The organism is Citrobacter sp. Cf125, from assembly GCF_030333935.1.
Taxonomy (GTDB): domain Bacteria; phylum Pseudomonadota; class Gammaproteobacteria; order Enterobacterales; family Enterobacteriaceae; genus Citrobacter; species Citrobacter freundii.
On sequence record NZ_JAOWEY010000024.1, the window covers coordinates 368458 to 393678 of the forward strand.

At 50.7% G+C, this 25221-nt stretch carries 17 protein-coding genes and 1 tRNA gene; 10 read left to right on the forward strand and 8 right to left on the reverse strand.

Going from position 1 to position 25221, the window contains the following annotated elements; genetic code table 11:
* The first annotated feature begins 40 nt into the window (after nucleotides 1–40).
* The 4 genes from OGV89_RS16005 to OGV89_RS16020 are packed head-to-tail and all read left to right on the forward strand — an operon-like array spanning nucleotide 41 to nucleotide 10053.
* Nucleotides 41–286 (forward strand): helix-turn-helix domain-containing protein, encoded by a 246-nt coding sequence (locus OGV89_RS16005; protein WP_065369990.1) that lies wholly within the window; start codon nucleotides 41–43, stop codon nucleotides 284–286.
* Nucleotides 273–3218, forward strand: a complete 2946-nt coding sequence (locus OGV89_RS16010; RefSeq protein WP_286558934.1) for an SNF2-related protein — start codon at nucleotides 273–275, stop codon at nucleotides 3216–3218. Before OGV89_RS16005 ends, OGV89_RS16010 begins: the two co-directional genes overlap by 14 nt.
* 50 nt (nucleotides 3219–3268) lie before the next feature.
* On the forward strand, nucleotides 3269–6691 hold the full coding sequence (locus OGV89_RS16015; protein ID WP_286558936.1) for a site-specific DNA-methyltransferase: 3423 nt from the start codon (nucleotides 3269–3271) through the stop codon (nucleotides 6689–6691).
* The gene (locus OGV89_RS16020) at nucleotides 6691–10053 is read left to right on the forward strand and encodes a DEAD/DEAH box helicase family protein (RefSeq protein ID WP_286558937.1); all 3363 of its coding nucleotides are present in this window, start codon (nucleotides 6691–6693) and stop codon (nucleotides 10051–10053) included. The genes OGV89_RS16015 and OGV89_RS16020 overlap by 1 nt, the downstream gene beginning before the upstream one ends.
* A 198-nt stretch (nucleotides 10054–10251) precedes the next feature.
* On the opposite strand, the gene OGV89_RS16025 is transcribed toward OGV89_RS16020, so the two are convergent.
* Together OGV89_RS16025 and OGV89_RS16030 are read right to left on the reverse strand one after the other, a co-directional pair.
* Nucleotides 10252–11517, reverse strand: coding sequence for a tyrosine-type recombinase/integrase (locus OGV89_RS16025; protein WP_286558940.1), 1266 nt, complete (start codon nucleotides 11515–11517; stop codon nucleotides 10252–10254).
* Nucleotides 11518–11703: 186 nt separating this feature from the next.
* A tRNA-Leu gene (locus OGV89_RS16030) sits at nucleotides 11704–11788 on the reverse strand.
* A 220-nt stretch (nucleotides 11789–12008) separates the two neighbouring features.
* Here OGV89_RS16030 and ahr point away from each other — a divergent pair.
* Together ahr and OGV89_RS16040 are read left to right on the forward strand one after the other, a co-directional pair.
* On the forward strand, nucleotides 12009–13028 hold the full coding sequence (ahr, locus tag OGV89_RS16035; protein ID WP_054528004.1) for an NADPH-dependent aldehyde reductase Ahr: 1020 nt from the start codon (nucleotides 12009–12011) through the stop codon (nucleotides 13026–13028).
* 147 nt (nucleotides 13029–13175) lie between these two features.
* Nucleotides 13176–14678: a helicase HerA-like C-terminal domain-containing protein gene (locus tag OGV89_RS16040; protein ID WP_054528665.1), complete on the forward strand. Its 1503-nt coding sequence runs from the start codon at nucleotides 13176–13178 to the stop codon at nucleotides 14676–14678.
* 101 nt (nucleotides 14679–14779) lie between these two features.
* Here the strand turns inward: OGV89_RS16040 and lptG are convergent, their stop codons facing one another.
* From lptG to OGV89_RS16055, 3 genes are all read right to left on the reverse strand, one after another.
* A complete protein-coding gene (gene lptG, locus OGV89_RS16045) occupies nucleotides 14780–15862 on the reverse strand; it encodes an LPS export ABC transporter permease LptG (protein WP_003025875.1) in 1083 nt (360 codons plus the stop codon).
* Nucleotides 15862–16962 (reverse strand): LPS export ABC transporter permease LptF, encoded by a 1101-nt coding sequence (gene lptF / locus OGV89_RS16050; RefSeq protein ID WP_003839630.1) that lies wholly within the window; start codon nucleotides 16960–16962, stop codon nucleotides 15862–15864. Before lptF ends, lptG begins: the two co-directional genes overlap by 1 nt.
* A 62-nt stretch (nucleotides 16963–17024) precedes the next feature.
* On the reverse strand, nucleotides 17025–17075 hold the full coding sequence (locus OGV89_RS16055; protein WP_212723231.1) for a hypothetical protein: 51 nt from the start codon (nucleotides 17073–17075) through the stop codon (nucleotides 17025–17027).
* A gap of 153 nt (nucleotides 17076–17228) precedes the next feature.
* On the opposite strand from OGV89_RS16055, the gene pepA reads away from it, so the two are divergent.
* The 4 genes from pepA (at nucleotide 17229) to OGV89_RS16075 (ending at nucleotide 22880) form a co-directional block, all read left to right on the forward strand.
* Entirely contained in the window at nucleotides 17229–18740 is a 1512-nt protein-coding gene (gene pepA / locus OGV89_RS16060; RefSeq protein ID WP_003025870.1) for a leucyl aminopeptidase, read from the forward strand.
* A gap of 118 nt (nucleotides 18741–18858) precedes the next feature.
* Nucleotides 18859–19302, forward strand: a complete 444-nt coding sequence (gene holC, locus OGV89_RS16065) for a DNA polymerase III subunit chi (RefSeq protein WP_003025862.1) — start codon at nucleotides 18859–18861, stop codon at nucleotides 19300–19302.
* The gene (locus OGV89_RS16070; RefSeq protein WP_286558942.1) at nucleotides 19302–22157 is read left to right on the forward strand and encodes a valine--tRNA ligase; all 2856 of its coding nucleotides are present in this window, start codon (nucleotides 19302–19304) and stop codon (nucleotides 22155–22157) included. The genes holC and OGV89_RS16070 overlap by 1 nt, the downstream gene beginning before the upstream one ends.
* Before the next feature lie 219 nt (nucleotides 22158–22376).
* Nucleotides 22377–22880: a GNAT family N-acetyltransferase gene (locus OGV89_RS16075; protein ID WP_003025856.1), complete on the forward strand. Its 504-nt coding sequence runs from the start codon at nucleotides 22377–22379 to the stop codon at nucleotides 22878–22880.
* 26 nt (nucleotides 22881–22906) lie between these two features.
* On the opposite strand, the gene OGV89_RS16080 is transcribed toward OGV89_RS16075, so the two are convergent.
* The 3 genes from OGV89_RS16080 to rraB form a co-directional block, all read right to left on the reverse strand.
* On the reverse strand, nucleotides 22907–23737 hold the full coding sequence (locus tag OGV89_RS16080) for a hypothetical protein (protein ID WP_003839625.1): 831 nt from the start codon (nucleotides 23735–23737) through the stop codon (nucleotides 22907–22909).
* A 163-nt stretch (nucleotides 23738–23900) separates the two neighbouring features.
* On the reverse strand, nucleotides 23901–24659 hold the full coding sequence (gene miaE / locus OGV89_RS16085) for a tRNA isopentenyl-2-thiomethyl-A-37 hydroxylase MiaE (protein ID WP_003839623.1): 759 nt from the start codon (nucleotides 24657–24659) through the stop codon (nucleotides 23901–23903).
* A gap of 51 nt (nucleotides 24660–24710) precedes the next feature.
* Nucleotides 24711–25136 carry a ribonuclease E inhibitor RraB gene (gene rraB / locus OGV89_RS16090; RefSeq protein WP_003025845.1) on the reverse strand — a complete coding sequence of 142 codons (426 nt, stop codon included), beginning with the start codon at nucleotides 25134–25136 and terminating at the stop codon, nucleotides 24711–24713.
* Nucleotides 25137–25221 lie beyond the last annotated feature (85 nt).

Genomic DNA, 25221 nt, shown 5'->3' on the forward strand with positions numbered 1-25221 from the left:
CTTCTAACCAATATTGACATTCGCAACAAGAGGCACAGCCATGATCCGCTGCCACCTCGCCCGAATGATGGGTGAACACAAGCTGCGTATTGCCGACGTTGCCAGAGAGACGGGACTCAGTCGTGCTACGGTAACGTTGCTCTATAAAGAGACTGCTCAAAAAGTGGATTTGGACACGATAGAAAAAATCTGTCTGTTATTTGGCTGTGGCATTGGCGATCTGCTGGAGCTTAAGGCTCACGGAATTAAAGCCGAAGGAGAGGAATTAAGGGATGCAGATCACTGAGTACCACGCAAAATACTACGCCCATGAGCTCACGTGCCTTCACGCGGCAGACAGTGTGGATCGGCTCTCACAGTCCCTGTTCGATGCAACGGTAGATTTGAATCCTCATCAGATTGAAGCTGCACTTTTTGCGTTGCGAAACCCCTTGCAGCAAGGTGTATTACTGGCGGATGAGGTCGGTCTTGGCAAAACCATTGAAGCCGCTCTCGTCCTCTGTCAGCACTGGGCGGAACGCCGACGTCGTTTGGTGATCGTTTGCCCGGCCGCATTACGCAAACAGTGGGCGCAGGAGCTGGCTGAAAAATTTGCACTACCCAGTAGTGTGCTGGACACAGCTGCGATCAAGTCAAGCGGGGTATCGCCAAGAACTTATCTTGCAAATACTGCAGGCAAAAAGGTAATGATTATGTCTTACCATTTTGCAGCCAAATTAGCCGACGACTTAGTGACTGTGCCTTGGGATCTCGTCGTTATTGACGAAGCCCATAAGCTAAGAAACGCCCATCGAGCAAGTAATCGCATAGGGCAAGCGCTTAAGTTGGCATTTAATGGTCGACGCAAAGTGCTTTTAACTGCGACGCCTCTGCAAAATTCCTTGATGGAATTGTATGGCCTTTCAACGCTACTCGACGAACATTTGTTTGGCGATGAAAAGACATTTCGGAAACAGTTTATTCATGGTGAAAGCGCCACAGATGAACTGAAGCAGCGATTGGCGGGTTTTGCCAAGCGCACTTTACGTAGCCAAGTACTCGAGTACGTGCGCTACACCAAACGCCAAGCCGTCACTCAGCCATTTAAACCCACAGATGCGGAACAAGACCTTTATGAGCGCATCTCTGTCTTTTTGCAGCGCGAAATATCCTTTGCATTACCTAAGCGCCAGAGACACCTAACTGGCTTGATATTGCGAAAGCTCCTGGCATCAAGCCCGTATGCCATCACCGGAACTTTGCAAACCATACTCGAGCGGTTGCAGAAAAAATTGATGGGTGACGATCAGTCAGATGAAGACCTGGCGACTCAGTTGATCGAGCAAGATGATTTAGAAGATGACTATTTGGATGATGCTGATTTTTCCGATGCTGAAACGGACGAATCGCTAGCAGAAACGATGGGAGAACCTCCAGGTTCGCCCGATGCAACCATAGAACTACAGGCTGAAATAGCAGAAATCGAGTCATTCATTCAGCAAGCTCAATCTTTAACGACTGATACCAAAGCGGAAGCGCTGCTCACTGCGCTAGATTTAGGCTTTGCCAAAATGGCAGAACACAATGGCCCGAGAAAAGCCATCATATTTACTGAATCCAAGCGCACTCAGCAGTTTTTAGCCGATTATCTCGCCAGTCATGGTTATCAAAATAAAATCGTCACCTTCAGCGGTACAAATACTGGCCCAGAAACCAATCAAATTTACCAACGCTGGTTACAACAATATCAGGGTAGTGACCGGATTACGGGCTCCGCACAAGTTGATAAACGCACAGCGCTTATTGACGAATTTCGCGAACACGCAGAAATCATGATAGCAACCGAAGCGGCTGCTGAAGGTGTTAACCTGCAATTTTGTGCATTGCTGATCAACTACGACTTACCCTGGAACCCTCAGCGCGTCGAACAACGTATTGGTCGCTGCCATCGCTATGGGCAAAAGCATGATGTCGTTGTCATTAACTTCTTAAATACTCGCAACCAGGCCGATCAACGGGTGCTTGAACTGCTCACTGAAAAATTTCAGTTATTTTCTGGTGTTTTTGGTGCATCAGATGAAGTGTTAGGGCGAATCGAATCCGGTATTGATTTTGAAAAGCGTATCGCCCGCATTTACGATACCTGCCGTAAACCACAAGACATTGAGTTGGCGTTTGAAGAACTTCAAAAAGAGCTAGAAGCAGATATTAACGACAAGCTCAAGCAAACCCAAAGCCAGCTTATTGAGCACTTTGATGAGGACGTTCACGACAAACTTAAAATTCAGTTGGATGCTACCCAGGCTCGTCTCGACAAAGTTAGCCGTTGGTTTTGGGGCGTCACCCGTTTTGCACTTAGTGATAAAGAAGGCGATAAAGAAATTGCCAATAAATTGGGAGCGAAAGCTCAGTTTGATGAACACAATTACAGTTTTGCACTAATACAGTCGCCCATTGCAAATGCACCTGCCGGCCGATATCAACTGGTGCGAGCGCAGCAAAACCAGCAGCGGCAACAAGATTTTATGGCGCACGCTTACCGCCTGAACCACCCGTTGGGTGAATGGTCGCTCGATACCGCCAAAGCCAGCGCCACTCCAGTGGCTGAGTTGGTATTTGACTATGCAGGCCATGAAACCAAATTGAGTTTAATCGCCGATCTAGTTGGAAAATCCGGCTGGCTACGTCTCGACAAACTCACGGTGAGTGCTTTGGACACGGTAGAAAGCTTGTTGTTTTCAGCAATCACCGATGATGGCAAATCGCTGGATCAAGAAGCCTGTGAGAAACTATTTTCTGTTCAAGCCAAAAAAACACAATGCACTGCGAATGCAGAGTCACCCGTGCTATTAGCCAACAATCAACAGCGGCGAATTGAAGCCAGTCTCGCGCAATTTATAGAGGAAAACCAGCGCCTGTTTAATGCTGAACGGGAAAAGCTAGAACGCTGGGCCGATGACAAACTGCTGGCCAGTGAAGGAGCATTAAAAGACACCAAAGCTAAAATTGCCCAAGTAAAACGTGATGCCCGCAAGGCGCCAACACTAGAAGAGCAATCAGAGCTACAAAATCAGTTGCGCGATCTAGAACGCCAACAACGGCGCCAACGGCAGCAAATTTTTGATGTGGAAGACGAGATTATGGCCAAGCGCGATGAACTGATTGAAGCACTGCAAGAGCGGCTCACGCAAACCACAGCAACAGAACATTTATTTACCATTCGTTGGCAAGTGGCTTAATACCAAGCTGGCAAATGAAAAATTGTGAAGTTACGAACACAGGAATATATATGAGCAAGTTTAACGAGCTAGTCACTAAACTAAGAGAAGTTTTCCAGATTGATCGCCCCGAACTGGATTTTGGTGTTTATCGCATCCTCAATGCGCGTGCCGATGAGATCAATGAATATCTGGAAAAACGCCTTAAAGAAAAAGTAGAACAGGCGTTAGCTAGTGGCAGTGCAGCCAATATCGGTCAGCTCAAAGACGATTTGAAAAAGGCCGAACAGGCTGCAACTGATGCAGGCTTTGACCCAGCTGAGTCTCCAAAAGTTAAAGAACTGAAAGCCAAAATAACCCAGGCCAGTAGCGGCAACGCCGAACATGAAAACGCCGTATTCAGCCACCTGCTGACCTTCTTCTCCCGTTATTACGACAACGGCGATTTTATCAGCCAGCGTCGTTATAAAGGTGACACCTACGCCATTCCCTATGCCGGCGAGGAAGTCATGCTGCATTGGGCCAATAAAGACCAGTACTACATCAAAAGCGGCGAAAATTTCTCCAATTACTCGTTTAAATTAGATGATGGCCGTGTGGTGCACTTCCGCTTGGTTGCCGCCGACACAGCCAAAGACAACCGCAAAGACAACGACAAAGAGCGCCGCTTTGTATTAGCTGAGCAGAAGATCATTACGCGCATCGACGACGAAGGCGAAGGGTATGAAGAAGAAATTCTTCCAGTACAGGAAGTCATCAAAAAAGACATCGATGGCAACGAAACGAAAGAGCTCATTATCCGTTTTGAATATAAAGCCATGCCGAAAGGCAGCAAGCAGGATAAGTTGGTGGAAGCGGCAGTGAGTGCTGTGCTAGCCGAAGGAGCTACAGCCAGCCGTTGGCTGGATTTAAGCAAGCGAGAACCGACAGAAAAGAACCCGAAGCGCACACTGCTTGAAAAGCACCTAACCAACTACACCACTAAAAATACCGCCGACTATTTTATCCATAAAAACCTCGGTAAGTTTCTACGTGGTGAGCTGGATTTTTATATTAAAAACGAAGTGATACACCTGGATGACGTGCAGAACGCAGAAATCTTTAGTGATATAGAAAATAATCTGCGTATGATTCAGTGCTTGCGCAGTATTGCGTTGGATTTGATTAAATTCTTGGCGCAATTGGAGGATTTTCAGAAGAAGTTGTGGACAAAGAAAAAATTTATTACGAACACCAACTACTTGATATCGCTAGATCTAGTTCCAAAAATTGTATGGCCTGAAGTTTGCTCAAATAAAGCGCAAATCCAAGATTGGATTATTAATTTTTCAATAGATAAAATTAATGGATTTTCATTACCTATCACAGAGAAGTTTTTGGGTGAGAACCAAGAGCTAATCTTAGATACAAAATTTTTCTCACCGCACTTCAAAAATAGATTAATTTCAAATTTTGAAGGCCTAGATGAATGCTTGGCAGCTGAATTGTACTCTGGCGACAATTTACATGCACTTTCAATCATTCAAGAAAAATACAGAGATAAAATCAAATTCGCATACATCGACCCACCATACAACACCGGGGGTGATGGTTTTTTCTATAGAGATACATATAAACATTCTTCATGGTTATCCATGATTCATCCAAAGTTGCAACTAACTAATTCATTGCTTAAAGAAAATGGGGTTATCTATTGCAGCATTGATGCAGTTGAAAGGGCTAGCTTGCAAACGGCGCTAGACAATACATTTGGTAATGAAAATAAAGTGGAAGAAGTTATATGGGCACAAAATACTACTAAAAACCAATCACCTACTTTTTCTACAAACCATGAATACGTTCAAGTTTATGCAAAGAATATAGAGTCGGTTAAAAAAGAGTACTTCATGTTCCGTGAAGTTAAGCCGGGCTACAAGGAAGTCAAAGAATTGATTAGTGAACTTTTACCTGATTATCCCACTATTGCCGTTGTGGAAAAGGCACTATCAAATCTTTACAAAGATCACAAAGCAGAGCTTAAGAGTCAAGGCGTAGACCCCAAGGATGACCCCTGGAAAAGCCTAACAAACTACAATCGGGCAGAATATAGAGATTTGAAAGGAAATCTAGTTTGCGAGACAGAGGCTAAAGAGAAAAAAGCTGACATTTTTGTATGGAGAGAAGTTGATACCTCACTCCCGCAGGTTAAAGAGGACTCTCAAAAAGACGAATTTCGTGACGAAAATCATCCGGATTTCCGTTTTTACAGGCCACTTCATCCCACCACTCAAAGACCTTGCACGCCCCCAAAAACCGGATGGAGATGGTCATTTGAGAGATATGGGAGACAAAATACTTCTTTTTCTGAGTTAGTAGAAAAAGATCGTATTGTTTGGGGTGAAAATGAAAGCAAAGTGCCTCAACAAAAAAGCTTTTTGGATGAAGTTTCTACAAATGTTGCAAAGTCCGTTGTGAATGATTACGCAGATGGAGAAAAGGAACTCAGAAATCTTTTTGGGAAAAGCAGAGCATTTTCTAATCCTAAACCTACTTCGTTAATAGAAAGGTTCGCGACACAGGCGGACCTTAGTGATAGTGATATAGCAATTGACTATTTTGCAGGTTCGGGAACTACAGGCGATGCAATAATCTCACTTAACAAGAAGAAAGCCAAAAAGACCAAGTTTTTATTGGTGGAAATGGGGGAATACTTTTCAAGCATTCTATTGCCGCGTATTAAAAAATCAGCTTACTCCCTACTTTGGGATGATGGACTACCAGTAAGGCTGTCATCTGCTTTAGATATTTCTCGATTAGAAAAGCAGTTGCATACAGAGCGCGATGTTGTCCAGCAAAGGAAAATTGCACAAAAAATTGAGGCTGCAAAGGGTAAGTGTGATGACGATATCGCATCAAGAAATTTTATCACAAAATATATATCTCTTGAATCTTATGAAGACACGCTTAATAACTTAGAATTGAAAAAGCCTAAAGTCGATCTTTTCGACAATAATCCCGAACTCAAAGATGACTACCTGCTTAACTATATGTTCGATGTCGAGAGTCGTGGTTCTCTGTTATCTACCGATAACTTTAAAAAGCCATTCGATTACACTATGAAGATCGCCGTAGATTCTGCCGGTGCCTTTGAAGAGCAAAAAATCGATTTAGTGGAAACCTTTAACTACTTAATTGGCTTAACCATAAAGCATATTGATGCGCAGCCTGAGCGTGGTTTTGTGACGGTAACTGGCACCCTGCCCAGTGGTGAAACCTGTTTGGTCTTATGGCGCGACTGCGAGAAGATCGATTACGAAGGCCTCAACAAACTATGCGATAAGCTGGCGCTAAACCCGGCAGACAATGAATTTGATGTCGTCTACATCAATGGCGATCATAATATTCCCACGGTACTGTCTCAAACAGCCGACGAAGGTGGCGAGACGCGCGTATTAAAACTGCGCCAGATTGAACCGGAGTTTTTGGAACGTATGTTTGCCGAGGAGGAAATTTAATGGCCTTCCCAAAAACAGCAGCAAAGACAAAGCTAAAGAAACGGAGCTTTCATCAAGAGTTAGTGCTCAACCGTTGGATGATGCGATTTTTTAAAGGCAATGAACTTGCTGCGCTAAAACTTCGTTTGGGTGATGACCTGCACGAAGGCATTGATGAAGACGGGCAAACCCTGTTCTTTCATGAACTGACGCGCAACCTGTTTGAAGTGGACTGGATTTCCGAGGCCGATTTACGCCGCTACGATTTACATATTGTTGAGCACTGGCAGGCTATTACCAAACACCGTAATCAACTGGAAGGCCATGTGCTGAACATGAAGTACTTTCAGTATTTATCGTTGTTGTTCACTGAAATATATCTGGACTGGTACTTTTCCAAGCCACAAGCATTGCTTGATGGCCTGAACGAAGAGCTGGCAACGTATAGTAAAGAGCAAGGCGCAGAAACCTTTCAGACCTATATCGCCAGCGACTTGAATAAGATCGCGTTCTGGAATGCCACGGGCAGCGGTAAAACCCTGCTATTACATGTAAATATCAAACAGTATTTACATTATTTCCAAGCTGGCAATAGCAGTCTGTACCCGGACAAAATCATTCTGCTGACACCGAACGAAGGCTTATCTAAGCAGCATCTGGAGGAATTAGAGCTTTCAGGTTTCAGTTTCAGTCGTTTCTTCGATAAGAACCGAACCAACACCTTTAAAGGCACCATCGAGATTATCGACATCAACAAGCTCGGTGACAGTATGGGCGATAAAACGGTTGCCGTTGAAGCCTTTGAAGGCAATAACCTAGTACTGGTCGACGAAGGCCACCGTGGCACCGGTACAGCCGCAGGTCCCTGGATGCAACGCCGTGATGCATTGGTACGAGGTGGTTTTGCCTTTGAATACTCGGCGACTTTTGGTCAGGCTGTGGCGAAGGGTAATACTGTCGTCAAAGCCGAAGAAGAGCTCTTGAAAAAGAAAGCCAAAACGCTGTTTGAGACAACGGCATTAAAGAAGCTGGATGACGCACAACTCGCACAGCTAGTCTTAACACAAGCGGAGCAACGCCAGGCACGCGTGACAGCTACCCGAGAGATCTATGCGAAGTGCATTCTGTTTGACTATTCCTACAAATATTTCTACGACGATGGCTATGGCAAAGAATCGCTCATTTTAAATATGAATGGTGAGGCCTACGAGCAAGCCGATAATGCACAAAAGTATTTTACTGCTTGTTTATTAAGTTTTTATCAGCAAACCTGGCTTTGGCAAACCCATCAAGGCAAGTTGAATGACTTTAATATTGCAAAACCTCTATGGGTTTTTGTGGGTAATACGGTGTCCGGAGAGGATTCCGACATTCTCGAAGTCGTGCAGTTTTTAAGTTTCTTCCTGAATGATGAGCAAACTATAAAAACTTGGCTTAAAGAGTTGGTCGATGACAAGGCGCAACTGCTCGATGCCAAACGCAACAATATTTTCCAGGGGCGGTTTAACTCTTTAATGGGGTTCAGCAACAATATCGATGGTCTGTACGCCGACATTTTGCACAAGCTGTTCAATGCCAACACCCGCCAGCGTTTAAAGCTGGTGAACATCAAGAACAGTAAAGGCGAGCTGGCACTGCGTGTGGGCGATGCCGAACCGTTTGGCCTGATCTCGATTGGTGATGACAGTGGCTTTTATAAAACCGCAGAGGAACTGGATAGCTTCGACAGTGAAGCCGACGATTTTGGCGGTGCCCTGTTCGGTACACTGAACAACAAAGACAGCAAATTGAATGTGCTGATTGGCTCTCGCAAATTTACTGAAGGCTGGAGCAGCTGGCGTGTATCCACCATGGGATTGCTGAATATGGGCCAAGGAGAAGGTTCACAAATTATTCAGTTGTTTGGTCGTGGCGTGCGCCTTAAGGGCAAAGACTTCTCGCTGAAGCGTACAACGCCAAATCAGCGCCCGAAAGGTCTGTACTTGGATAAGCTGGAAACCCTGAACATATTTGGCGTGCGCGCCAGCTATATGGCCGCCTTTAAGGATTATCTGAAGGAGGAAGGTATTACCCCAAGCGATGAAATCATCGAACTGGACTTCCCGACTCAACCAAACTTGCCGACCAAAAAGTTAAAGACTCTGGCGCTAAAGGATGGTTATAAAGACAACCAAAAGTTGGGCTTTAAACGGACCCACTATCCTTGGTTGTATGTAATCCCGGCAGAGTTTGACGGCAAGATCAAAACCCCGCATATCGCTTTGGATTTGTACCCTAGACTAGAGGCGATTAGTACAACAGAAGGCAGCGCTGTACTGCAATTGAATGTGCGCCATGAAGGAAAACTCAACCAGGCACATTTTGCATTATTTGATTTTGACCGAATTTACCTAGCGCTGCAGGCATTCAAGCAACAGCGTAACTGGAGCAACTTGCGTTTAGACAAGCAACGGTTGATCGATTTCTGTCTGGGGGAACATAGCTGGTATACGCTGTATATGCCCAAACCAGAATTTGAGGCGAAAAGCTTTGCTGACATTAAACGGTTAGAAGATATTCTGATCCGTTTATTGTGTGACTATACGGAACGGTTCTACAAGGCACTGAAAACCGGTTATGAAGGCCAGTTTTATGAAGTGATCTCCATGCATGATGAGCACGGATCCATGCTCAAACTCTACCACTTCGAAATTGATGACAGCGATGATGGTCATGAATATTTAAAGAAACTGGAAGTGCTTAAGGCTCTGGTTGCCAAGGGTGACTTGGGGGAGGCCAGCAAGTGGAATGCACCGCACATGGTCGCAATAAGCTTTGATCGGCATTTGTTCTACCCCCTGTTGTCTTTGGAAGATAAAGACGCGGTGCCATTAAAAATGCGCCCACTGGCGTTTGATGCGCCAAGCGAAATTCAATTTATTGAAGATTTGCAGGCATTTTATGGCTCGTCAGTAGGACGCGAGGCGATTGGTACGCGAAGCCTGTATTTACTGCGTAATGCGGATTCAAAGAACAAGGGAATTGGGTTTGCAACGGCAGGTAACTTTTACCCGGACTTCTTGCTTTGGCTGGTTGATGATGCAAGCGGTGAGCAGTGGCTTTCGTTTGTTGATCCAAAAGGTTTAAAGCACATGGATCTGAACCATCCGAAATTGGGGCTTTATACCGAAATCAAAAAGATTGAGGCAGACTTAACCAAGCAGGCTGCAGCTGGCGAGCCCGCGCTAACGCTCAATGCTTTTGTGCTTTCACCAACAAAATATGCTGATTTATTGAACGTCGGCGATAAAGTGAAAAAGCAAGAGCTGGAAGACAAGCACATGTTGTTCATGGAAGATGGTGGGAACAGCTACCTTAAAAAAATGTTTGACCGGATTAATTAATCACAACCAGCGCTCGGGAATCTCTAGCTCAAATTGCTTCGCTGCATATTAGAGCATAGAGATTATGCTCTGGTGATTGCTTGCTAGAATAGTGGAATTCTGATAACAACGGTAAAAAAATACAGCAACCAACCAGTCCTAAGCGGGCTGGTTGGTCTTTTTAATTTAAGCATCAACCTAGAAATAAAGGCATTCAACTCACACGCCATTACCCCGATTGATCTTCGCATAGTCAAACGGCGCAATCGCTCTCTCCCGATTCGCATCCAGAAAATCAGCCCACCACTGCAACATCAGCTTGCGCTCATCCAGATGTTCCGCTTTATGGATATACGCCGCCCGCACCGAATTGCGTTCCATATGGCTCATCTGCCTTTCAACCGCATCCTTCGACCATAGTCCTGACTCAATTAACGAACTACAGGCCATTGTACGGAAGCCGTGGCCGCAAACCTCAACCTTAGTATCATATCCCATCACCCGTAGCGCACTGTTTACGGTGTTTTCACTCATTGGCTTACGCGGATCATGATCGCCAATAAAGATCAGCTCATGTTCGCCACAGAACTGTTTTATCTGCTTCAGGATCGCCAGCGCCTGCTTTGAAAGCGGCACCAGATGAGGTTTACGCATCTTTGAACCTCGCTGAGAATGTCTCACATCAGGAATGGGCTCTCGCTCAGGTGGGATGGTCCACATTGACGTTTCAAAATCGATTTCTGACCAGCGAGCAAAACGCAGCTCACTGGACCGAATAAAGATAAGCAGAGCGAGTTCTGTCGTCCAGCGGGTTAGCGGCCTGCCGGTATAGCTATCTATTTTCTCAAGCAACTCAGGGATGCGCTTTAATTCAAGCGCCGGACGATGTTGTCGATTAGCGGAAGCAACAGCCCCAGCCATCTCTTGTGCCGGGTTATAATCAATTAACCCACTCTGCACTGCATAACGCATGATGGCCGTAGTGCGCTGTTGAAGACGAGCAGCAACCTCAAGACGTCCAGACATCTCTACGACTTTAATGGGTGCTAATAAATCGCGAGTTTTTAACTCGACGATATTACGTTCACCAAGCGCTGCAAAGAGATTATCTTCCAGGCTTTTTAGCACACGATGGGCGTGATCTTCAGACCACTTTTTATTGGTGGCATGCCACTCGATCGCCACCTCTTTGAAGGTTCGTGCTTTACTCTGTTCTACCTTATCATTTTTCTTTTTGTCTCCCGGATCGACGCCATTCGCTAGCAGCTTACGCGCTTCGTCACGACGTGCTCTGGCATCCGCCAGTGTGATTTCAGGATAAACCCCAAGTGCCAACATCTTTTGCTTGCCGTCATAACGGTACTGCAACCGCCAGTACTTAGAACCATTTGGATGGACAAGCAGGTGCATACCGCTACCATCGGTCAGCTTATATTGCTTGTCCGTTGGTTTGGCTGTTCTAACCTTGATATCTGTTAACGCCATGCTTATCCCCTCCCTGTTGGTACAAGCATTATCGAACCGGAAATACCATCATCTATACCAACATGTGTTGGTAGATGTACGTTGATGTCGGTTGACCTTGAGAGAGTTAATATAGCGGGAAAGGTAGATAAATACTGGATTTTAGACATAAAAAAAGACCTCAGTTGAGGTCCATTTACATACTTTTGGTGCCGAAGGCCGGACTCGAACCGGCACGTATTTCTACGGTTGATTTTGAATCAACTGCGTCTACCGATTTCGCCACTCCGGCACGGAAGGGATGCGGAAAACGTTGTGGATTATACCTGTCGTGCGCCACCATGCAAGCGCCAGCGTGTGTCTGGCTCGCTAAGTGTTGAAAATTTCAGCATTACCTTTCTTACCTGTAACCATCATCACAGTTTGCCCTCTTCTTAACCCCCCCTTCTGCGAGGCGTCCCGTTTCCCCATGCTCTACACTTCCAGTTCAACACCACACTGAGGGAAACACGATGTCGATGATAAAAAGCTACGCCGCAAAAGCGGCGGGCAGCGAACTCGAACTCTATGAATATGATGCGGGCGAGCTCAAGCCGGAAGATGTCGAAGTCCAGGTCGATTACTGCGGTATCTGCCATTCTGATTTGTCGATGATCGACAACGAATGGGGATTCTCTCAGTATCCGCTGGTTGCCGGGCATGAGGTGATTGGTCGCGTGGCGGCGCTCGGCAGCGCGGCGCAGGATAAGGGTCTGAAGGTTGGTCAGCGCGTCGGTATTGGCTGGACGGCGCGCAGTTGCGGGCACTGCGACGCCTGTATCAGCGGCAATCAGATTAACTGCCTGGAAGGTTCCGTTACCACTATTCTTAATCGCGGCGGCTTTGCCGAGAAGCTACGAGCCGACTGGCAGTGGGTGATCCCGCTGCCGGAGAGTATCGATCTGGCGGCCGCTGGCCCATTATTGTGCGGCGGCATTACGGTGTTCAAACCGCTGCTGATGCACCATATCACAGCCACCAGCCGTGTCGGGGTGATCGGCATCGGCGGGCTGGGGCATATCGCCATTAAGCTGTTGCATGCGATGGGCTGCGAAGTGACCGCGTTCAGCTCCAATCCGGCGAAAGAGCAGGAAGTGCTGGCGATGGGAGCGGATAAGGTGGTCAACAGCCGCGATCCGGATGCGCTAAAAGCGCTGGCGGGCCAGTTCGATCTCATTATTAACACAGTTAACGTCGATCTCGACTGGCAGCCCTATTTTGAAGCGCTGGCCTACGGCGGTAACTTCCATACCGTCGGTGCAGTGCTGAAGCCGCTGCCGGTACCGGCGTTCACCTTAATTGCCGGGGATCGTAGCATCTCCGGTTCGGCGACCGGGACGCCATTCGAGCTGCGCAAGCTGATGAAGTTTGCCGGGCGCAGCAAGGTGTCGCCTACCACCGAGCTGTACCCGATGTCGCAAATTAACGAAGCAATCCAGCATGTGCGTGACGGCAAGGCCCGCTACCGCGTGGTGCTGAAAGCCGACTTCTGATCGTCTTTGCCGGGAGGCGTAAGCTTCCCGGCTATTCTCCCCGCTATTCCAGGCAGGTAAAATTCTCCTCACAATCTCCGCAATTTAGCGGTGAAGAGTGCATCACGGTTGCCTATACTCCAGGCAGGATAAATGGAGGAAATCTCAATGAGCGCACCCCTGCTAATTGCCCGCACGCCGAACACCGAACTGTTTTTACTGCCAGGCATGGCCAACCGTCACGGGCTGATTACCGGCGCGACCGGGACCGGTAAAACCGTCACACTACAAAAGCTGGCCGAATCGTTGTCCGAGATTGGCGTACCGGTATTTATGGCCGATGTGAAAGGTGACTTAACCGGCGTAGCCGAAGAAGGACAAGCCTCTGAAAAGCTACTCGCCCGCCTGAAAAACATCGGCATTACCGACTGGCAACCGCATGGTAATCCGGTCACGGTGTGGGATATCTTCGGCGAAAAGGGTCACCCGGTGCGAGCCACGGTATCTGACCTCGGGCCGCTGCTGCTGGCTCGTCTGTTGAATCTCAACGACATTCAGTCCGGCGTGCTGGATATTATCTTCCGCATTGCCGATGACCAGGGCCTGCTGCTGCTCGATTTCAAAGACCTGCGGGCCATTACTCAGTACATCGGCGATAACGCTAAATCCTTCCAGAATCAGTACGGCAATATCAGCAGCGCTTCGGTCGGGGCTATCCAGCGCGGACTGCTGTCGCTGGAGCAGCAGGGAGCGGCACACTTCTTTGGCGAACCGATGCTGGACATCAAAGACTGGATGCGTACCGACGCCAGCGGCAAAGGGATGATTAATATCCTCAGCGCCGAGAAGCTCTACCAGATGCCCAAACTGTACGCCGCCAGCCTGCTGTGGATGCTCTCAGAACTGTACGAACAGTTGCCGGAAGCGGGCGATCTGGAGAAGCCAAAACTGGTGTTCTTCTTTGATGAAGCGCATCTGCTGTTCAACGATGCCCCGCAGGTGCTGCTGGATAAAATCGAACAGGTGATCCGTCTGATCCGCTCGAAAGGGGTCGGCGTGTGGTTCGTCTCGCAAAACCCGTCGGATATTCCGGACAACGTGCTTGGTCAGTTGGGGAACCGCGTGCAGCACGCCCTGCGCGCGTTCACGCCGAAAGATCAGAAAGCGGTGAAAACCGCGGCGCAAACCATGCGCGCCAACCCGGCATTTGATACCGAAAAAGCCATTCAGGAGCTGGGAACCGGCGAGGCGCTGGTGTCGTTTCTGGACGCCAAAGGCAGCCCGTCGGTGGTTGAACGGGCGATGGTGATTGCTCCCTGCTCACGGATGGGACCGGTGACGGACGACGAGCGCAACGGGCTGATTAATCACTCTTCGCTGTACGGCAAATATGAAGAAGATATCGACCGAGAGTCCGCCTATGAACGTTTACAGCAAGGTGTGCAGGCCAGTACCGAGCAGCAAAATACGCCTCCCGCCAACGGTAAAGCGGTCGAGGTGGACGGCGGTATTCTCGGTGGATTGAAGGATATTTTATTTGGCAGCACAGGGCCGCGCGGCGGCAAGCGCGATGGCGTGGTACAGAGCGTGGCGAAAAGCGCGGCGCGACAGGTTACTAATCAGATAATCCGCGGCATGTTGGGGAGTTTGATGGGCGGGAGAAAACGCTAGCCCGTATTACGTTGCCGGATGGCGGCTTAACGCCTTATCCGGCCTATGGGTCCGGAGTAGGCCTGAAAAGCGCAACGCCATCAGGCCTACGATTACTGTGATTACGATTTACGCAGCATCAGCCACAGGCTTATCAGGAAGAAGCTGGCGCTTGGCAGCAGCGCACCGATAATCGGCGGAATGCCGTACACCAGCGTCAGCGGGCCAAAGATTTGGTCCAGCACATAGAACACAAAACCGAAGCTAATCCCCGTCACCACACGCACCCCCATCGGGACGCTACGCAGCGGACCAAAGATAAACGACAACGCCATCAGCATCATGACCGCCACTGATAGCGGCTGGAAGACTTTGCTCCACATATTGAGCTGGTAGCGTCCGGCATCCTGGCCGCTCGACTTCAGGTACTTCACGTAGTTATGCAGACCGCTAATCGACAGCGCGTCAGGATCCAACGCCACGACGCCGAGCTTGTCGGGCGTCAGGTTGGTTTTCCAGGTGCCGCTCACCGTTTGCGAACCGGTGATTTGTTTCGGATCGGTCAGGTTGGATTCATCCACCTGCGACAAACGCCAGACCTTCTGCTCCGGGTCAAACGTCGCGCTCGCAGCGTAACGTACAGACTGCAGACGACGCTTGTCGTTAAACGAGTAGATGCTAATCCCGCCCAACTCGGCCTCGCCTTTCACCCGCTCGATGTAGACAAAGCTGTCACCGTCTTTCGCCCACAAACCCTGCTGGGTAGAGAGCAGCGAGCCGCCGTACATCTGCTGCGCACGGTAGTTACGCGCCATCTGTTCACCCTGCGGTGCGACCCATTCGCCAATGGCCATCGTCAGCAGCACCAGCGGAATCGCGGTTTTCATCACCGACAACGCCACCTGCATACGGGTAAAGCCAGAAGCCTGCATCACCACCAGTTCACTGCGCTGGGCCAGCATGCCCAGCCCCAGCAATGCCCCCAGCAGCGCCGCCATCGGGAAGAAGATCTGGATATCTTTCGGCGCACTGAGCAGGGTATACAGCCCGGCGCCCATCGCATCGTAGCTCCCCTGCCCGGCTTTTTTCAGTTGGTCAACGAACTTGATGATCCCGGAGAGCGACACCAGCATGAACAGCGTCATCATGATGGTGGTGAAAATGGTTTTACCGATATAGCGGTCAAGTACACCAAAAGGCTGCATTATACCGCTCCTTTACGCATAAAACGGGCACGCAAGCGGCGCATCGGCACCGTATCCCAGAGGTTAAGCACAATCGCCAGCGCCAGATAAGCCAGGTTAACCACCCACATCCAGAACACCGGATCCAGCTTACCTTTACCACCGTTCGACTTCAGCGATGTCTGAACCAGGAAGAACAGCAAATAGAGCAGCATTGCTGGCAGCATCGACAACACGCGACCCTGACGCGGGTTTACCACGCTCAGCGGTACAACCATCAGCGCCATCATAAATACGGTGAATACTAACGTGATACGCCAGGTCAGCTCCGCGCGGGCGCGATCGGTGTCGGTCGCCAGCAGCGTACGCATGGTCATCTGTTCGGTATCGTTTGGATCCAGCGCCACGGCCTGATGGCCGATAATCGCCTGATAATCCTGGAAGTCGGTAATGCGGAAATCGCGCAGCAGCGCGGTACCTTCAAAGCGCGTCCCCTGGTTTAGCGTCACAACCTGAGAGCCATCGCGCAATTGGGTAAGATGTCCGGAATCGGCTACGACGACCGAAGGACGAGCGTTGCCTTTCGGGCGGATTTGCGCGAGGAACACGTCTTTGAAGTTGCTGCCGTCAACGCTTTCGATAAACAGCACCGAACTGCCGTTGGTCGCCTGCTGGAATTGCCCCTGAGCAAGCGCCGCCATACCGGGGTTCGCTTTCGCCTCTGCCAGGACTTCGTCCTGATGTCTGGAGGACCACGGTCCGGCCCACATCACGTTGACCGCCGCAATAATACTGGTAAACAACGCCAGCACCATCGCCGCTTTAACAAGCACAGCCTTGCTCAGCCCACAGGCATGCATGACCGTAATTTCACTTTCGGTATACAGTTTGCCCAGCGTCATCAGCAGCCCGAGGAACAGGCTTAAGGGCAAGATAAGTTGCGCCATTTCTGGCACGCCCAGCCCCAGCAGCGAGAGCACCAGATTTGCCGGGATATCACCGTCAACAGCCGCACCAAGGATCCTGACCAACTTTTGACAAAAGAAGATCAAAAGCAGGATGAATAGGATCGCAAGTTGGCTTTTGAGCGTTTCCCGAACCAGATATCTTATGATTATCACTTTAAATACGCCCGTAAAAACCCGTCTTTTGCCGGAATTTAGCTTGTTTCATGGCTTAAACGTCATTTATTCTCTTGAGTCGTCGAAATCGTCGCTAAGATCATTATACTCAACGGATCCACCTCTCAGAAATTGTTCTGACGTGCCAATGCCGTAATAACGTTAAGATTAACACGAAGTCACCGCAACAGCGGGTATGAGTTACGAAAGCTTGCAATTCTATCCGTAGCCACCGCCGTTGTCTTTAAGATTCAGGAGCGTAGTGCATGGAGTTCAGTGTAAAAAGCGGTAGCCCGGAGAAACAGCGGAGTGCGTGCATCGTCGTGGGTGTCTTTGAACCACGCCGCCTCTCTCCGATTGCAGAGCAGCTCGACAAGATCAGCGACGGGTACATCAGCGCACTGCTGCGTCGTGGCGAACTGGAAGGCAAACCGGGTCAAACCCTGTTGCTGCACCATGTTCCTAACGTTCTGTCTGAGCGAATTCTCCTTATTGGTTGTGGCAAAGAGCGCGAACTTGATGAGCGCCAGTACAAGCAGGTCATTCAGAAAACCATCAATACGCTGAATGATACTGGCTCAATGGAAGCCGTCTGCTTTCTGACTGAGCTTCACGTCAAAGGGCGTAATAACTACTGGAAAGTGCGCCAGGCCGTTGAGACGGCACAGGAAACGCTGTACAGCTTTGACCAGTTGAAGACCAACAAAAGCGAGCCGCGTCGCCCGCTGCGTAAAATGGTCTTCAACGTGCCGACCCGCCGCGAGCTGACCAGCGGTGAGCGTGCGATCCAACACGGTCTGGCAATCGCCGCTGGCATTAAAGCGGCGAAAGATCTCGGCAACATGCCGCCAAATATTTGTAACGCAGCTTATCTGGCCTCTCAGGCGCGTCAGCTGGCAGACAGCTACAGCAAAAATGTGGTGACCCGCGTGATCGGCGAGCAGCAGATGAAAGAGCTGGGTATGCACTCTTATCTCGCCGTCGGTCACGGTTCGCAGAACGAGTCGCTGATGTCAGTCATCGAGTACAAAGGCAATCCGTCCGAAGACGCGCGTCCGATTGTGCTGGTCGGTAAAGGGTTAACCTTCGACTCCGGCGGTATCTCCATCAAACCAGCCGAAGGCATGGATGAGATGAAGTACGACATGTGCGGCGCGGCGGCTGTGTACGGCGTGATGCGCATGGTGGCCGAGCTTCAGTTGCCCATCAACGTCGTCGGCGTACTGGCGGGCTGCGAAAATATGCCGGGTGGCCGCGCGTATCGCCCAGGCGACGTGCTGACCACCATGTCTGGTCAGACCGTTGAAGTGCTCAATACCGACGCCGAAGGCCGTCTGGTGCTGTGCGACGTGTTAACCTACGTCGAGCGCTTTGAGCCGGAGGCGGTGATTGACGTTGCGACCCTGACCGGCGCGTGCGTGATTGCGCTGGGCCATCACATCACCGGCCTGATGTCGAACCACAACCCGCTGGCGCATGAGCTGATCGGTGCGTCCGAGCAGGCTGGCGACCGCGCGTGGCGTTTGCCGCTGGGTGATGAATACCAGGAGCAGTTAGAGTCTAACTTTGCGGATATGGCGAACATCGGCGGACGTCCTGGCGGCGCCATTACCGCGGGCTGCTTCCTGTCACGCTTTACCCGTAAGTACAACTGGGCGCACCTGGATATCGCTGGTACCGCATGGCGTTCAGGGAAAGCCAAAGGCGCAACCGGTCGTCCGGTCGCGTTACTGTCGCAGTTCCTGCTCAATCGCGCGGGTTTTAACGGCGAAGAGTGATGTAAAACGCCGGGTGGCGGCTTCGCCTTACCCGGCCTACAACGTCACTCAACCGTAGGCCGGGTAAGCGTAGCGCCACCCGGCTTTGCATTTAAATCCACCACAAGAAGCCCCATATATGAAGAATGCGACGTTCTATCTTCTGGACAACGACACACAACAAGATGGTTTAAGCGCCGTCGAGCAACTGGTGTGTGAAATTGCCGCAGAACGTTGGCGGGCTGGCAAGCGCGTGCTTATCGCCTGTGAAAACGAAAAGCAGGCTCTTCGACTGGATGAAGCCCTGTGGGCAAGACCGGCAGAAAGCTTTGTTCCGCATAATCTGGCGGGCGAAGGCCCCAGAGGCGGCGCGCCGGTAGAGATTGCCTGGCCGGAGAAACGCAATAGCAGCCCGCGCGACCTGCTCATCAGTTTGCGCGTTGGCTTTGCAGATTTTGCCACCGCTTTCACAGAAGTGATAGACTTCGTTCCTTACGAAGATTCTTTGAAACAATCGGCACGCGATCGCTACAAAGCTTACCGCGTGGCTGGTTTTAACCTGAATACGGCAACCTGGAAATAATGGAAAAGACATACAACCCACAAGATATCGAACAGCCGCTTTACGAGCACTGGGAAAAGCAGGGCTATTTCAAACCTAACGGCGATGAAAGCAAAGAGTCCTTCTGCATCATGATCCCGCCGCCGAACGTCACCGGCAGTTTGCATATGGGTCATGCTTTCCAGCAAACCATCATGGATACCATGATTCGCTACCAGCGCATGCAGGGTAAAAACACCCTGTGGCAGGCTGGTACCGACCACGCGGGTATCGCTACCCAGATGGTGGTTGAGCGTAAGATTGCCGCTGAAGAAGGTAAAACCCGTCATGACTACGGTCGCGAAGCGTTTATCGATAAAATTTGGCAGTGGAAAGCGGAATCCGGCGGCACCATTACCCGCCAGATGCGCCGTCTCGGCAACTCCGTTGACTGGGAGCGCGAGCGTTTCACTATGGACGAAGGTCTTTCCAATGCCGTGAAAGAAGTCTTTGTTCGCCTGTACAAAGAAGACCTGATTTACCGTGGCAAGCGCCTGGTAAACTGGGACCCGAAACTGCGCACCGCTATTTCTGACCTGGAAGTGGAAAACCGCGAGTCTAAAGGCTCCATGTGGCATATCCGCTATCCGCTGGCCGACGGCGCGAAAACCGCAGACGGTAAAGATTACCTGGTCGTGGCGACCACCCGTCCGGAAACCATTCTGGGCGACACCGGCGTGGCCGTGAATCCGGAAGATCCGCGCTATAAAGATCTGATCGGCAAATTCGTTATTCTGCCGCTGGTTGACCGCCGTATTCCGATCGTCGGTGATGAACACGCCGATATGGAAAAAGGTACCGGCTGCGTGAAGATCACCCCGGCACACGACTTTAACGACTACGAAGTCGGGAAACGTCACGGCCTGCCGATGATCAACATTCTGACCTTTGACGGTGACATCCGTGAAACCGCGGAAGTGTACGACACCAAAGGTGAAGAGTCCGACGTTTACTCCAATGAAATCCCGGCTGAGTTCCAGAAGCTGGAACGCTTTGCCGCGCGTAAAGCGATCGTCGCTGCCATTGATGCGATGGGCCTGCTGGAAGAGATCAAACCTCACGATCTGACCGTTCCTTACGGCGACCGTGGTGGCGTGGTTATCGAACCGATGCTGACCGATCAGTGGTACGTGCGTGCCGACGTGCTGGCGAAACCGGCGGTTGAAGCGGTTGAGAATGGTGACATCCAGTTTGTACCGAAGCAGTACGAAAACATGTACTTCTCCTGGATGCGCGATATTCAGGACTGGTGTATCTCCCGTCAGCTGTGGTGGGGTCACCGTATCCCGGCATGGTATGACAACGACGGCAACGTATATGTTGGCCGTACCGAAGACGAAGTGCGTCAGGAAAACAACCTCGGCGCCGACGTTGCGCTGCGTCAGGACGAAGACGTTCTCGATACCTGGTTCTCCTCCGCGCTGTGGACCTTCTCTACCCTGGGCTGGCCGGAAAATACCGACGCGCTGCGTCAGTTCCACCCAACCAGCGTGATGGTTTCCGGCTTCGACATCATCTTCTTCTGGATTGCCCGCATGATCATGATGACCATGCACTTCATCAAAGATGAAAACGGCAAGCCGCAGGTTCCGTTTAAGACCGTCTACATGACCGGTCTGATCCGTGATGACGAAGGCCAGAAGATGTCCAAATCCAAGGGCAACGTTATCGACCCGCTGGATATGGTCGACGGTATCTCACTGCCGGAGCTGCTGGAGAAACGCACCGGCAACATGATGCAGCCGCAGTTGGCTGAGAAGATTGCCAAACGTACCGAGAAGCAGTTCCCGAACGGTATTGAGCCGCACGGCACCGACGCCCTGCGCTTTACCCTGGCGGCGCTGGCTTCGACCGGCCGCGATATCAACTGGGACATGAAGCGTCTGGAAGGTTACCGTAACTTCTGTAACAAGCTGTGGAACGCCAGCCGCTTCGTGCTGATGAACACTGAAGGAAATGATTGCGGCTTTAACGGCGGCGAAATGACCCTGTCACTGGCAGACCGCTGGATCCTCGCTGAATTCAACCAGACCATCAAAGCGTACCGCGAAGCGCTGGATAACTTCCGCTTCGATATCGCTGCGGGCATCCTGTACGAGTTCACCTGGAACCAGTTCTGCGACTGGTATCTGGAGCTGACCAAGCCGGTAATGACCGGAGGAACTGATGCTGAACTGCGCGGCACCCGCAATACGCTGGTGACCGTGCTGGAAGGTCTGCTGCGCCTGGCGCACCCGATCATTCCGTTCATCACCGAAACCATCTGGCAGCGCGTGAAGGTGATTTGTGGCAACACCGCAGATACCATCATGCTGCAGCCGTTCCCGGAATATAACGCGGCTCAGGTAGATGAAGCGGCGCTGGCCGATACCGAATGGCTGAAGCAGGCGATCGTTGCCGTACGTAATATTCGCGCGGAAATGAACATTGCCCCGGGCAAACCGCTGGAGCTGCTGCTGCGTGGTTGCAGCGCGGATGCGATGCGTCGTGTAAACGACAACAAGAGCTTCCTGCTTAACCTGGCGCGTCTGGAAAGCATCACCGTGCTGCCAGCCGATGACAAAGGTCCGGTCTCCGTGACCAAAATCATCGACGGCGCCGAGTTGCTGATCCCGATGGCTGGCCTCATCAACAAAGAAGATGAACTGGCGCGTCTGGCGAAAGAAGTGGCGAAAATCGAAGGTGAGATTGCCCGTATCGAAGGCAAACTGTCCAACGAAGGTTTCGTTGCCCGCGCACCGGAAGCGGTCATCGCCAAAGAGCGTGAGAAGCTGGACGGTTACGCAGAAGCGAAAGCGAAGCTGATTGAGCAGCAGGCAGTTATCGCCGCGCTGTAATCATCGTGCCTGTACGTTTGCCGGATGGCGCTTGCGCTTATCCGGCCTACGGGCACCGTCAACGTAGGTCGGATAAGTGTTGCGCATCCGACGCCGCAGACAATAAAAGCCTCTGACGCATATGCTCAGAGGCTTTTTATTGAATTATCCTCGCTTGCGCTTCCCCTCACCGCAGTGGTATTAACTGCATATGTCTCACTTTTATGTCATGAGTTCGCTATGAGTGCCATTACCTCCGTCGCGGCAACGCTGCGCCGAATTTCTGCCGATGATAACGCCGCAATTGCCCGCGTTATCCGCAAAGTTTCCGCTGAATACGGCCTGACCGCCGATAAAGGCTACACCGTTGCCGACCCTAATCTGGACGAATTGTTCCAGGTTTACAGCCAGCCGGGCGCGGCCTACTGGGTGGTTGAGCAAAACGGTGAAGTCGTGGGCGGCGGCGGTGTTGCACCGTTAGGATGTAGTGAACCAGACATTTGCGAGCTGCAAAAGATGTACTTCCTGTCGAGCGCGCGCGGTCAGGGGCTGGCGAAAAAACTGGCGCTGATGGCGCTTGAACATGCCCGTGAGCAAGGTTTTAAGCAGTGCTATCTTGAGACCACGGCTTTTCTGACTGAGGCAATCCGCCTGTATGAGCATTTAGGCTTTGAGCATATCAGCGAAGCGCTGGGCTGTACCGGGCACGTAGATTGTGAAGTGCGAATGTTAAAGCCCCTCTGACCTTACGCCGAGAGGCTTTAACCGCGTTACTGCATCTCGGCTGAGAGCATCAGTCGAATAACGCCAGCCGCGCGAGCGGTTGGCAGCTTCAGCACCTGTGACCATAAATCTTGCACCATTTCACAGGCGACTTTCTCTTTGCCCACGCCTTTACTCGGATCGGCCATGATTTGGATATCCGGTCCAAAGCGTTGTACCAGCCCCGGACTGATGGATTGCAGATCCTGAAGCGCCAACTGTTTTTCTTCCGCCGTAACCGTATGTTTGTTCGGGCCATAGGCCGCGTGCATCATACTCATGTCGCTGGCCATACGACGGTTCATGAGCTCGCGCGGAATAATACGCACCGGGTTAATCCCGCCTTTCACTGCCGGGAACAAAAAGCGAAAACATTCGTCATTGCCCACTTTTGCCACCGCGGCAATCTGCTCGAGATTAATCTTCATATACTCGATCACGTTGGCATCAGGCGCCTGCTGCAAACGCGCCATCTGTACCTGTAGGATCTGCGGCTGAATAGCGTCGATAATCTGCTGTTCGCTTTTCCCCGCCTCTTTCAGCTGCGTTGCCTGGGTGAGGATGTTCTGCCACAGCGCTGGCTCCTGCTCCTTAAGCACCTGATAAACGGGCATGGACAGCATCGCGTTTTCAAATTTCTGCGCATCCGTCAGACCATAATCCGGGCTTTCGCGTGGGATCAGGTAGTGCACATCAAACAGATTCCACGCGATAATCGCCACCACAAAGACCACCGCGCCGGAGACCTTGCCCAGCCAGCCTTTTTTGCGAAACATGCCGACGACGATAGCAATCACCGCCCCGATATAACCTGCCAACAAAACGTGTGCCCAGTTCATTAACCATCCTTATGCCAAATCGTCTCTGTTACAGGGATATATTTCCCCTTCGATGTTTTGATTATTACGGCAGCAGCGAGCTATTTCCAGCCACCAGATTTTGCTAACAGAAACAGGAAGGATTAAACCGCGCGGCGATGGGCACGCGCGTCAAAGAAAGGAACTAAGCTGGCACACCGCTGTGAAAGCGGAATTCATCGTCAGGAGAGGTGATCAACGCGGCTTCTACTTCGCCAAAAAACTGCACCCGGCTACTGATATCATCGGTTGAAACCTGCTGCGCCAGCGCCAGGTAATCCTGATAGTGCCGCGCCTCGGATCGCAGCAGCGACAGATAAAACGCCTGCAAATCGTCATCCAGATACGGTGCGAGCGCGGCGAACCGTTCACAGGAACGCGCCTCAATGTAAGCCCCGCAAATCAGTTTATCGATTAATGTCAGCGGCTCGTGGGTGCGCACCTCTTTGAGCATGCCTTTGGCGTAACGGCTGGCGGTAATCTTAATATAGGGAATGTTGCGACTCATCATCGCCTCACGCACCTGCCAGAAATGATGCAGTTCTTCTTTGATCAGCAAAACCATGCTGTCGATAAGCTTGCGTCCCCACGGGTCGTCGGTTTGCGGCATCACGCTTTTGCTTATCTGTTTATTCAGCGCGATAAAATCCGGCTCATCCCCTTCTCTGAAAGCAAACGCTTCATAGGGTTTCAGCCAGTCCAGCAGCGCCTGAGATCCCTGTTTATCTGCGACATACTTACGCACCAGCAGCATCGCCGTTTGCGCCGCTTTCAGCTCACAGACGAGGTGGTCGGTCAATAACAGAGGCAGATTAGCCGGGTCTCGCGCTTTATCAAGCCAGGCCTGGGGCGTTTTACAGTGCAGGAAATTGTGGATCGGGGAGAGTATTTGCAGATAATCCATACATTGTCCTTGGCCTGCGGCAGCCTGGGCTACCGCAGGTCAGTAGATGACTTAGTGACGCACGCCGTCATCATCTTCGTCGACGAGATCTTCATCGTCGCCGTCTTCACCTTCTTCGCCGTTCGGGTCTTCAAAATAGGTGCCCCAACCGTCGTATTCCACATCATATTTTTCAGCCAGGTTCATCAGCTGCTCAACCTGAGCATCGATCAACTCCGCATTCAGTGCACATTCGCTCAAAATGTCACAGCAAATAACCGTGTCGCCTTCTTCCACTTCCAGCTCTTCCGGCTCGGTCACTTCATAACCCAGCTTGAAGGCTTCTACTGCCGCTTTTTCCAGGGTTTCGAAGTCATCCGCGGAAAGGTGATGCTCAATGGTGTACAGCGCGTCTGGATCGCTGCCATCTTCGAGTAACTCTTCAATAATCAAGCGCGTTTCTTCACGCTGTTCTTCCAGTAGTTCCGGGTTTGCCATGGCTCGTTCCTCATAATGTCCTGCCGATACTCTTATTGTCACATACCGCTGTCATTGCCTCCACCTTTCCAGGAAAGATTTGTTA